Source organism: Paracidovorax sp. MALMAid1276, from assembly GCF_049198005.1.
Taxonomy (GTDB): domain Bacteria; phylum Pseudomonadota; class Gammaproteobacteria; order Burkholderiales; family Burkholderiaceae_C; genus Acidovorax.
On record NZ_JBMIRS010000067.1, the window covers coordinates 1 to 9,986 of the forward strand.

Here is a 9,986-nt window from a genome sequence, read left to right on the forward strand (position 1 = left end):
CACCCCGGCTCCCGCCCTTGAACAAAGCATGCGGTACGGCGTGGAGAACGAGGGTCAATGCCCCGGCTTCGACAGGCTCAGCCCGAACGGGTGGGGTGGCGCCCCGGCTTCGACAAGCTCAGCCCGAACGGGTGGGGTGGCGCTCCGGCTTCGACAGGCTCAGCCCGAACGGGTGGGGTGTCGCCCCGGCGGCGACACGCTCAGCCCGAACGGTCTTGGGGAGATCGCGCTCAGTCCAACGGGTGGAGGCGGCACCAAGGCTTCGCGAAAAGCCCAAGCCCAACAGGTGCAAAAACGACTCGCCATGGCCGCTCAGCCCGCACGCGACGACGACTGTCCGGACCTCATCACCCCCCGGCCCATGGCGCTACCGATCCTGGCGCCGCGTGCAGCCCACCACAACTGCAGCGCAGGCCCGTACAGAATGAGCCCCAGCGCCCCCGCAATCAACGGCAGGGCGGCAAACACCCATCCGGTCAGAAGCTCGCCCCCCAGGGCCACCCCGACCACCAAGGCCACTGCCGGGTTCACGAACGAATAGCTGCCGGCCAGCGCGGACGGGGTGTTCTGCAGCAGCCACAGATACGCATTGAGCGCGACGAGGGTGCCAAACACCAGCAGATAGACCCATGCCGCCCACGACCGGGCGCTGACCTGGCCCAGGGCCGAGAGCGGCTCGAACCACAGCGCCACCACCAACCCCATCGCGCCGCCGGTCAACCATTGCGCGGCCGACGCCATGGCGGGTGCGGGCAATGAGAGCTTGCGCGAGGCATAAGAGCCCACGCTCCAGCACAGTGGCGCAGCAAAGGCCAGCAGCGCGCCGATCCATGTGGCCGAAAAGTCGCCTTCCAGCGCCAGCAGCAAAGCCCCCGCAACGCCCAGCGCCAGTCCCATCCAGCTGGTGAAGGGCACGCGCTCGCCACCCCAGCGCGACCACAGGGCGAGCCACATGGGCATGGTGGTGACCACCGTGGCCATGAGCCCCGATCCAATGCCCAGCTTCTGCGCAAAGCCCATCAGGTTCATGGCCAGGAACACCATGCAGCCCCCCACCACCGCCGCGTTGCGCCACTGCCGCGCCGTGGGCAAGGCGTGGCCCTGCCACAGTGCGATCAGCAGCATCACGCCGCCCGCACACAGAAAGCGGATGGCATTCATGAGCAGGGGCGGCATGGTCTGCACCGCGATGCCAATGGCGAAATAGGTGGTGCCCCAGACGATGTAGACCAGCAGCAGCGCCAGCGCCACCGCCCAGTTGCGCCGCGACCGGGCTTGCGCATTGAAAATTGCCAGCATATTCTTCACCTGACCGAATAATTTATGGAAACCGCAAGGTTTTCGTAATTTTTACCAAAATCCAGCCGCCATGCAAGCAAATATTCAGACAGATGAGATGGATGCCAGAATTATTTCGGCATTGGGCGGTGATGGGCGGCGTTCGTACGCCGATGTGGGCGCCGAAGTGGGGCTGTCCACCGCTGCCGTGCACGAGCGCGTGAAGAAGCTGCTGGACAAGGGTGTGATCCGGCGGTTCTCGATCAGCGTGGACCCGGAGCGCGTGGGGCTGAACTTCACCGCGTTCGTGGCCATCCGCAACGACGGCGGCATCCACTGCCGTGACGTGGCGCCCCGGCTGCGCGCCATGCCCCAGGTGGAAGAGCTGCACAGCGTGGCGGGCGAATACGATTTTCTGGCCAAGATACGCACCACCCACGCCCGCGCGCTGGAGGACGTGATCTACGAGATCAAGGCCATTGCGGGCGTGGCCCGCACCACCAGCACCGTGGTGCTGAACACCGAGTTTGAAGACCGGCCGCTGGACCTGGGCTGGGTGCATGGCGACAAGGGCGGGTGAGCCGCAGGCCGCCCGTGCCAACCCGGCAACCCATCACCCCACCAGCCACCCAGCCAGCAACAAGCCGACAACAGCAACAACACGACAGAACGACCGCCGCCATGCCCTCTTCCACGCCTGCCGCCGCGCATCGCTACGCAGTGTCCTACGCGCCGAACCCGGGCAGCCTGGGCTGGCTGGCGGGCAGCCACTGGCTCGGCCGCTGTGCCGCACTGCTGCAGCCCTTGCAGCAGCTTGCGATTGACGGTGTGGCGGACCACACCCTGCAACAGTTGACGGCCGAACCGCGCCGCCGGGGGTGGCAGGCACCGCTGCAGCCGCCGTTTGCACTGGCTGAGGGCGCCGACTGGATGGCTCTGCACTCCACGGTGCAGCGGCTGGCACACAGCCTTGCGCCCTGTGCGCTGCCTCCGTTGCACGTCGAGCGCCTGGGCGACTTTCTGGCCCTGGTGCCTGCTGCCCGCCATGCGGCACACACGGACATGGCACACGCCGCGTCAGAATGCCGCACGCAGCTGCAGCCGCTGGTGGCCGATGCGCCGTGCGCTGGCGACACGGCGCAGCCCGTGGGCGGCTTCCGCTTTCATCTGCCGCTCACCGGCAGCCTCGCGCAGGTGGATTCAGCCACCCAGGCCCGCGTGCTCGACGCGGCGCAAGACTTTTTTGCCGACCTGCCCACGCGGACCTTCCACAGCCTGGCCCTGTTCGCCGAACCGACCCCGGGAGCGGACTTCGTGCTGCTGGACCACCTGGAGCTGGGCGGGCGGGACATCGGCCTGCGGCTCTACCCTCACTGCTAAATCGATTCCTGCCATGGCCCCAGTCACCATCTATCACAACCCCCGATGCGGCACCTCGCGCAACACGCTGGCCATGATCCGCAACAGCGGCATCGAGCCGGACGTCATCGAGTACCTGACATCGCCGCCCGACCGGGCCACCCTCACCGCCCTGATCGCCGCGACCGGCCTGCCGGTGCGGGACGTGGTTCGCGTGAAGGAAACCCTGTTCACCGAGCTGGGCCTGAACGCTCCGGGCACCACCGACGAGCAGCTCATCGACGCCATGCTGGCCCACCCCGTTCTCATCAACCGCCCCATCGTCGTCACCCCGCTGGGCACGCGGCTGTGCCGCCCGTCCGAGCAGGTGCTGGACATCCTGCCCATCCCGCAGCTGGGCGCGTTGGCCAAGGAAGACGGCCAACCGGTGGTCGACGCGCAGGGCCGCCGCGTGTAGGGCTGCGCGGCAGAAGGCGCATCGGCAGCTGCGCGCGATAAACCGGTCTCGCGCGTTTCGCTTCGATGCCTTCTACCGCGCAGACTCCCAGGCAAATGCCTCAGGGACGCTCGAAGGCCGCGCGCGCTGCAAGCGCCTTCGCACGCGAATGGCAGCCCTCCAGATGGTCGTTGACCAGGCCCATCGCCTGCATGAAGGCGTACACCGTGGTCGGGCCCACAAAACTCCAGCCGCGCTTTTTCAGGTCCTTGGACATGGCGACGGACGCGGGCGACGTGGACAGCGTGCGCGCCACCTCGCGCGTGATGCGCTCGGGCCGGTCGTGCGGGGCAGGCTCGTAGCGCCAGGCATAGTGCGCGAGCGAGCCGAATTCGCTGCGCAGCTCCAACACGCGGCGGGCGTTGTTGATGGTGGATTCGATCTTGCCCCGGTGGCGCACGATGGCGGCATCCTGCACCAGCCGCTCCACGTCGGCAGGGCCGAAGGCCGCGACCTGCTCGGGATCGAAATTTGCAAACGCCGCGCGAAAGCCCTCGCGCTTGTTCAGGATGGTGAGCCAGCTCAGGCCCGACTGAAACCCCTCCAGGCAGATCTTCTCGAAGAGCCGGCGGTCGTCTGCCACCGGAAACCCCCACTCGGTGTCGTGGTAGTGCCGGTACAGCGGGGAGGCCTGGCACCAGGTGCACCGCGGGGTGGCGGCTTCATCGGCAAACAGGCCTTCGGGCAGGGCGGCAGCGTGCGCAGCAGGTTCTCGGGTCATGCGGCGCATTCTAGGGATGCTGACAACCCGACCTAAACTGCCGCATGCGCCACCGATTTCTTCGCCTGCGGCCCCCGGCCGCCCTGCTGCTCAGCCTGGTCCTCGCGGGCTGCGCCGGCACCACCGGCCCTTCCAGCACGCTGGGCTATTACTGGCAATCGCTGCGCGGGCATATGGACCTGATGCAGGCCGCAGAGCCCATCGACCGCTGGATCGCACGCGAGGACATCTCGCCCGGCCTGCGCGAGCGGCTGCGGCTCGCGCAACGCGCCCGGGCCTTCGCAGTGGCAGAGCTGGGCCTGCCCGACAACGCCAGCTATCGCCGCTATGCCGACCTGAAGCGCCCGGCCGCCGTTTGGAACGTGGTGGCGGCACCGCCTTTTTCGCTCACCCTGCACACCTGGTGCTTTCCGGTGACGGGCTGCATCGGCTATCGCGGCTATTTCACCGAGGCCGACGCCCGCGCCGAAGCGGCCGCGCTGGCGGCGCAGGGCCTGGAGGTGGATGTGTACGGCGTGCCTGCGTATTCCACGCTGGGCTACATGAACTGGGCGGGGGGCGACCCGCTGTTGTCCACCTTCATTGGCTGGCCGGAGGGCGAGTTCGTGCGGCTGCTGTTCCACGAACTCGCCCACCAGGTGGTCTATGCGCAGAACGACACGCTGTTCAACGAATCCTTCGCCACGGCCGTGGAGCGCATCGGCAGCGCGCGCTGGCTGGCCACCGAGGCCACCCCAGCCGCGCGGGAGGCCTTCGCCGTGAGCGAGGCGCGCCGCAGCGCGTTTCGGTCGCTGACACGCGCCGCGCGCGCCCGCCTGGCGAAAATTTATGAACAAAATTCGGCTTCAGCGCTTGGTGAACAAGCCTTGATAGCTATGAAAAACAGAGCAATGCAAACCTTTCGCGACGACTATGCCGCGCTTCGGGCGCACTGGCTGGCGCCGCCGGGCGGCGCCGCGCCGCTGGCCACCACGGCCCAGGTGGCGGGGTATGACCGCTGGGTGGCCGAGGCCAACAACGCCAGCTTTGCCGCGCAGGCGGCGTATGACGAACTGGTGCCCGCGTTCGAGGCCCTGTTCGAGCGCGAAGCCCGCGACTGGCCCCGGTTTTATGATGCAGTGCGCCGGCTGACCCGCCTGCCCCTGCCCGAGCGCCACGACACGCTGCGGGCCCTGCTGGCGCCCAAGAATTCCTGAGGAGACCCCCGCACATGCCCGACATCCACATCCACCGCGAGCACGCCCTGGGCTTTGCGCAGGCCCGCAAGATCGCCTTCTCATGGGCCGAGCAGGCCGAGGCCAAGTTCGACATGGAGTGCACCTACGAGGAAGGCGACACCGAGGACACGCTGTATTTCACGCGCTCGGGCGTCAAGGGCACGCTGCTGGTGGACGCACGCCAGTTCGAGATGAAGGCGCAGCTGGGTTTTTTGTTCGGCGCATTCAAGGACCGCATCGAGGCCGAGATCGGCGAGCAGCTCGACGCCCTGCTCAGCCCCCCCAAGCCGGCGGCCCGCAAGGCGGCGGGGGCGAAAGCCGCTGCACCGGTGGCCGCCCCGGCAGCTGTGCCGGCACCTGCGCCGGCCGCGGGCAAGAAGCCGTCCAAGCCCGCGACCACCAAGCCGTCACCCAAGGCCAAAAAGGCCTGAGCGTGCCAGAAGTTGTGACGCAGGCCGCCCCATGACTGCATCTGCCCCGCCGGCCCCGGCCGGCCCCCCCGCCTTCGACACCCTTTCGGCGCTGCTGCACACCCGCCACAGCTGCCGCGCCTTTCTGCCCGAGCCGCTGCCGCGCGCCACCATCGAGCAGGTGCTGGCCACGGCGCAGCGCACGGCATCGTGGTGCAATGCGCAGCCCTGGCAGCTCACCATCGCCAGCGGCGCCACGCTGGCGCGCCTGCGCGCGGCCCTGGCCGCCGCCGTGCCCGCCACCCCGCCCGCGCCCGACCTGCCCTGGCCGCGCGAGTACCGGGGCATGTACCAGGACCGCCGCCGCGAATGTGGGTTTGGCCTGTATGACGCGGTGGGCATCGCGCGCGGCGACCGCGCGGCGTCCGCGCAGCAGGTAGCGCTCAACTTCACCATGTTCGGCGCACCGCACGTGGCCATTGTCAGCAGCGACGAGGCACTGGGCGTGTATGGCGCGGTGGACTGCGGCGCCTACGTGGGCAACTTCATGCTGGCCGCCCACAGCCTGGGCATCGGCTCCATCGCGCAGGCGGCGCTCGCGGCCTACCCGGCCGTGTTGCGCGACGTGCTGGGCATCGGCACCGACCGCAGCATCGTGTGCGCCATCTCCTTCGGCCGGGCAGACCCGCAGCACCCGGCCAACCGCTTTCGCACCACCCGGGCCGACGTGGCGCAGGCCGTGCAATGGAGGGACTAGCCGTGTCCGCCCCGCTGCTCTCTGGCGCCGTGTCCACCGCAGCTGCAGCTTCAGCCGCAGCCTCAGCCTCAGCCTCAGCCTCAGCCACTGACACGGCCATTCCTGCCGATGTTCCCGCCGCCGTGCGCATCAGCGAGGTCGGCCCGCGCGATGGCCTGCAGTCGGTGAAGGCCACCATGCCCACGCAGGCCAAGCTGCGCTGGATCGACGCACTGGTGGCCGCCGGGCTGTGCGAGATCGAGGTCGGCTCGTTCGTGCCCGCGCAGCGGCTGCCCCAGATGGCGGACGTGGCCGACGTGGTGCGCCACGCGCTCACCCACCCCGGCATCACCGTGATGGCACTGGCCCCCAACCTGCGCGGGGCACAGGCCGCTGTGGCCGCCGGAGTGCACAAGCTCACGCTGCCGGTGTCGGCCAGTGCCGCGCATTCGCTGGCCAACGTGCGCAAGACGCGCGAAGCCATGGTGGAGGAAGTGCGCGCCGTCGTCCGGCTGCGCGACGCCGAGGCCCCCGGCATGCTGGTGGAGGTGGGACTGTCCACCGCCTTTGGATGCACGCTGCAGGGCGCGGTGCCGGAGGACGATGTGATCTGGCTGGCCGCCCTGTGCGCCGAGGCGGGGGCCGACGAGGTGGGCCTGTCGGACACCACCGGCATGGCCAACCCGGCGCAGGTGCGCCGCCTCTTCACGCGCCTGCGTGCCGAGCTGGGCGACAAGGCCGGCGCCGCCCACATGCACAACACGCGCGGCCTGGGCCTCGCGAACTGCCTGGCCGCGTATGACGTGGGCGTGCGCACCTTCGATGCCTCCCTGGGCGGACTGGGCGGCTGCCCCTACGCACCCGGCGCGTCCGGCAACGTGGTGACGGAAGACCTGGTGTTCATGTTCGAGGCCATGGGCATCGCCACGGGTGTGAACCTGCCCCGCCTGATGGCCGCGCGCGCGCCGCTGCAGGCGGGGCTACCGGGTGAGCCGATCTACGGCATGACGCCCGAGGCCGGCCTGCCCAAGGGGTGGACCCCGGGTTGACGCAACTGCAGCGCAAAGAAAAAGAAAAAGGCGACCGAGGTCGCCTTTTTCTTGGATGGGTCACCGCCGCATCAGCTGAGCGACGCGATCAGGTCCACATACTGCTGCTTGGCCTCGTCGGCGCCGGTGCCCTTGAGCTTTTCCCACGCGTCCCACTTGGCGCGGCCCACCATGTCGGAGAAGCTGGGCTTCTTCTCGGTGTTGTCGCCGGCCGTGGCCTGCTTGTACAGCGCATAGATCTTGAGCAGCGTGGCATTGTCGGGGCGCTCGCTGAGGTTCTTGGAATTGGCCACAGCGGCTTCGAAGGTGGCGTTCAGATCGGCCATGTCGGGGTGCTCCTTGGGTTCGAATGGGGAGGGAAAAAACGGTGTCGGCAAGGGTTTGCGGCGTTGTATCTTACGGGCTAGGCCCAGCCTGCCTGGGCCCAATCCATAGAGGCAAGCCCCCAAAAATCAAACAACAGGTGTACATCCGATGGTGACCCGCATACCCGCTCCCGGCGCTTCTGCCGCAGGGGCCACCGCCAGCCGACTGCGCAAGGTGGGCGCACAGGCCCCCGACGCGGCGCGCAAGGCCGCCAGCATGGTTCAGAAGAATGTGCGCCGCGCGGCCACGGGCATGCTCGGTCTGTCGGGCGAACGCATGAGCAAGGTCGACACCGCCTGGCTGCGCATGGATTCCGCCAGCAATCTCATGATGATCAACGGCGTGTGGACGCTGTCGCCGGGCATTGGCTGGGAGGCCCTGTGCGAGCGCGTGCAGCAGCGCCTGCTGCAATACCCCCGGTTTCGCCAGCGCGTGGTGGAGGACGCGGCAGGCGCCACCTGGGTGGAAGACCGGGGCTTCGACATTGCCGCCCACGTCCTGCGCGAAACACTGCCGCGCAAGGCCGGCCAGAGCATGCAGCGCGCGCTGCAGGACCGGGTGGGCGAGCTCGCCATGCAGCCGCTGGACGGGCGCCGCCCCCTGTGGCAGTTGCACCTGATCGAGAACTTCGTCGGCGATGACGGCCAGAAGGGCAGCGCGCTCATCGTGCGCATCCACCACTGCATTGCCGACGGGATCGCGCTCATCTCGGTGACCATGTCGCTGGTGGACGGCGGGGCCGAGCCCCCTCGGCGCCAGCGCAGCCCGCGCGATCAGGCCGCCACGGCCGAGGACTGGATCGCCGATGCGCTCATCAAGCCCTTCACCGGCCTCACGGTGAAGGCACTCGACCTGGCGGGCGACAGCGCGGCGAGGTCGCTGCAGATGCTGGGCGACCCCGAGAAGGCCATGCACAACGGGCTGGCGGGCACCATGGACATGGCCAGGATGGCCTACCAGTTCATGAGCGATGCCGCCGCGCTGGCGCTGATGCCCGACGACTCGCCCACGCGCCTGAAGGGCCAGCCCGGCAGCGCCAAGCGCGTGGCCTGGTGCCCCCCGATCCCCCTGGACGACGTCAAGGCCATCGGCCGCGCGCTCAACTGCTCCATCAACGACGTGCTGCTGTCGTGCGTGGCGGGCGCCATCGGCGGCTACCTGCGCAGCCAGGGCGACGACCCCACGGGCCAGGAGATCCGGGCCATGATCCCGGTGAACCTGCGGCCCATGGAGGAGGCGTGGAAGCTGGGCAACCGGTTCGGCCTGGTGCCGCTGGTGCTGCCCATCGGCGTGGCCAACCCCATCGAGCGCGTGTACGAGGTGCGCAAGCGCATGGCCGCGCTCAAGGGCAGCACGCAGCCCATCCTGGCGTTCGCCATGCTGGCCGTGGCGGGCCTGATGGTGAAACCCGCCCAGGATGCGCTGCTGAACCTGTTTGGCCGCAAGACCACGGCCGTGATGACCAACGTGCCAGGCCCCAAGGAGGCACTCACGCTGTGCGGCGCGCGTGTCACGCAGTGCATGTTCTGGGTGCCGCAATCGGGCGACATCGGCCTGGGCGTGTCCATCCTGAGCTATGGCGGCGGCGTGCAGTTTGGTGTGATCACCGACACCACCCTGTGCCCCGAACCGCAGCAGATCATCGACGCCTTTGCGCCAGAGTTCGAGCAGCTCTCGCTGCTCACGCTGATGCTGCCATGGGGCGATTGACAGCCGGGGCGCTGCGGGCCGCACGGCCACGCGCACCGCGCAGATGGGCAGCCGCCGTGCTGCTGTGCTGCACCGGCGCTGCGCACGCGGCGGTGGAGGAGGACTCCACGCACCGGCCCTACCCGGTGCAGGTGCGCCCGGGCGAAAGCCTGCGCGCGGCACTCCACGCCGCCACGCCCATCTCCGTGGGCGGCCAGCGCTTCCATGGCTACACCCGCTGGGACGTGCGCTGGAGCTTCCGCTGGTGGCGTGAGGCATCGGGCCGCTGCGCGATCACCGAGGTCACGACCCGGCTGCGCACCGAGGTGCAGTTGCCCGAGCTGCGCGGGGCCGGCGCGGCGCAGCAGGCGGCCTTCGACCGCTATCTGACAGCCTTGTCGCAGCATGAGCAAGGCCACGTGCAGATCGGGCGCGACGCGGCGCAGGCCATCGACCAAGCCCTGCGCCAGATGCCGGCGGCGCCCGACTGCGCCACGCTGGAGCGCGACGCCAACGCCGTGGCGCAGCGCTTGCTGCGGGACCATGTGGAGCGCGAGAAGCAATACGACGTGCGCACCCGCCACGGCGCCTCGCAGGGGGCTCGCCTCGACTGAGCCGCCAGCTCCACTGCGCGCGCCGCGCCCTAAGAACGTGTTTACGATCTC

12 protein-coding genes are annotated in these 9,986 nt (G+C 69.1%); 9 read left to right on the plus strand and 3 right to left on the minus strand.

Annotation, left to right across the window (positions count from 1 at the left end):
• Positions 1-312: 312 nt before the first annotated feature.
• Positions 313-1,299, minus strand: a complete 987-nt coding sequence (locus ACOQFS_RS04150; protein ID WP_421561686.1) for an EamA family transporter — start codon at positions 1,297-1,299, stop codon at positions 313-315.
• A gap of 97 nt (positions 1,300-1,396) precedes the next feature.
• Between ACOQFS_RS04150 and ACOQFS_RS04155 the strand changes: the two genes are divergently transcribed.
• The 3 genes from ACOQFS_RS04155 (at position 1,397) to arsC (ending at position 3,094) form a co-directional block, all read left to right on the plus strand.
• Complete coding sequence (locus tag ACOQFS_RS04155; RefSeq protein WP_421561687.1) at positions 1,397-1,858, plus strand: Lrp/AsnC family transcriptional regulator; 462 nt, start codon at positions 1,397-1,399, stop codon at positions 1,856-1,858.
• A gap of 101 nt (positions 1,859-1,959) precedes the next feature.
• Complete coding sequence (locus tag ACOQFS_RS04160) at positions 1,960-2,658, plus strand: DUF1045 domain-containing protein (RefSeq protein WP_421561688.1); 699 nt, start codon at positions 1,960-1,962, stop codon at positions 2,656-2,658.
• Positions 2,659-2,671: 13 nt separating this feature from the next.
• The gene (arsC, locus tag ACOQFS_RS04165; protein WP_421561689.1) at positions 2,672-3,094 is read left to right on the plus strand and encodes an arsenate reductase (glutaredoxin); all 423 of its coding nucleotides are present in this window, start codon (positions 2,672-2,674) and stop codon (positions 3,092-3,094) included.
• A gap of 100 nt (positions 3,095-3,194) precedes the next feature.
• Here arsC and ACOQFS_RS04170 read toward each other — a convergent pair whose 3' ends face one another.
• Positions 3,195-3,863: a DNA-3-methyladenine glycosylase I gene (locus ACOQFS_RS04170; protein WP_421561690.1), complete on the minus strand. Its 669-nt coding sequence runs from the start codon at positions 3,861-3,863 to the stop codon at positions 3,195-3,197.
• 35 nt (positions 3,864-3,898) lie between these two features.
• Between ACOQFS_RS04170 and ACOQFS_RS04175 the strand changes: the two genes are divergently transcribed.
• The 4 genes from ACOQFS_RS04175 to ACOQFS_RS04190 all read left to right on the plus strand — a co-directional run bounded on the left by ACOQFS_RS04175 (position 3,899) and on the right by ACOQFS_RS04190 (position 7,266).
• A complete protein-coding gene (locus ACOQFS_RS04175; protein WP_421561691.1) occupies positions 3,899-5,050 on the plus strand; it encodes an aminopeptidase in 1,152 nt (383 codons plus the stop codon).
• Between the two features lie 14 nt (positions 5,051-5,064).
• Complete coding sequence (locus ACOQFS_RS04180; RefSeq protein ID WP_421561692.1) at positions 5,065-5,502, plus strand: polyhydroxyalkanoic acid system family protein; 438 nt, start codon at positions 5,065-5,067, stop codon at positions 5,500-5,502.
• Positions 5,503-5,533: 31 nt separating this feature from the next.
• The gene (locus ACOQFS_RS04185; protein WP_421561693.1) at positions 5,534-6,238 is read left to right on the plus strand and encodes a nitroreductase; all 705 of its coding nucleotides are present in this window, start codon (positions 5,534-5,536) and stop codon (positions 6,236-6,238) included.
• Positions 6,239-6,336: 98 nt separating this feature from the next.
• On the plus strand, positions 6,337-7,266 hold the full coding sequence (locus tag ACOQFS_RS04190) for a hydroxymethylglutaryl-CoA lyase (protein ID WP_421561697.1): 930 nt from the start codon (positions 6,337-6,339) through the stop codon (positions 7,264-7,266).
• Between the two features lie 71 nt (positions 7,267-7,337).
• Here ACOQFS_RS04190 and ACOQFS_RS04195 read toward each other — a convergent pair whose 3' ends face one another.
• Positions 7,338-7,592 (minus strand): acyl-CoA-binding protein, encoded by a 255-nt coding sequence (locus ACOQFS_RS04195; RefSeq protein ID WP_421561694.1) that lies wholly within the window; start codon positions 7,590-7,592, stop codon positions 7,338-7,340.
• Between the two features lie 148 nt (positions 7,593-7,740).
• Here ACOQFS_RS04195 and ACOQFS_RS04200 point away from each other — a divergent pair, with 148 nt between their 5' ends.
• A complete protein-coding gene (locus ACOQFS_RS04200; protein ID WP_421561695.1) occupies positions 7,741-9,342 on the plus strand; it encodes a wax ester/triacylglycerol synthase family O-acyltransferase in 1,602 nt (533 codons plus the stop codon).
• Complete coding sequence (locus tag ACOQFS_RS04205; protein WP_421561696.1) at positions 9,330-9,935, plus strand: DUF922 domain-containing Zn-dependent protease; 606 nt, start codon at positions 9,330-9,332, stop codon at positions 9,933-9,935. The genes ACOQFS_RS04200 and ACOQFS_RS04205 overlap by 13 nt, the downstream gene beginning before the upstream one ends.
• Positions 9,936-9,986 lie beyond the last annotated feature (51 nt).

Bases quoted from the DNA above. Each gene is read 5' to 3' on its own strand.
- ACOQFS_RS04180 (WP_421561692.1), top strand. From the start codon at position 5,065: ATGCCCGACATCCACATCCACCGCGAGCACGCCCTGGGCTTTGCGCAG.
- ACOQFS_RS04175 (WP_421561691.1), top strand. From the start codon at position 3,899: ATGCGCCACCGATTTCTTCGCCTGCGGCCCCCGGCCGCCCTGCTGCTC.
- ACOQFS_RS04195 (WP_421561694.1), bottom strand. From the start codon at position 7,592: ATGGCCGATCTGAACGCCACCTTCGAAGCCGCTGTGGCCAATTCCAAG.
- ACOQFS_RS04185 (WP_421561693.1), top strand. From the start codon at position 5,534: ATGACTGCATCTGCCCCGCCGGCCCCGGCCGGCCCCCCCGCCTTCGAC.
- ACOQFS_RS04205 (WP_421561696.1), top strand. From the start codon at position 9,330: ATGGGGCGATTGACAGCCGGGGCGCTGCGGGCCGCACGGCCACGCGCA.
- arsC (WP_421561689.1), top strand. From the start codon at position 2,672: ATGGCCCCAGTCACCATCTATCACAACCCCCGATGCGGCACCTCGCGC.
- ACOQFS_RS04170 (WP_421561690.1), bottom strand. From the start codon at position 3,863: ATGCGCCGCATGACCCGAGAACCTGCTGCGCACGCTGCCGCCCTGCCC.
- ACOQFS_RS04160 (WP_421561688.1), top strand. From the start codon at position 1,960: ATGCCCTCTTCCACGCCTGCCGCCGCGCATCGCTACGCAGTGTCCTAC.
- ACOQFS_RS04150 (WP_421561686.1), bottom strand. From the start codon at position 1,299: ATGCTGGCAATTTTCAATGCGCAAGCCCGGTCGCGGCGCAACTGGGCG.
- ACOQFS_RS04155 (WP_421561687.1), top strand. From the start codon at position 1,397: ATGGATGCCAGAATTATTTCGGCATTGGGCGGTGATGGGCGGCGTTCG.
- ACOQFS_RS04200 (WP_421561695.1), top strand. From the start codon at position 7,741: ATGGTGACCCGCATACCCGCTCCCGGCGCTTCTGCCGCAGGGGCCACC.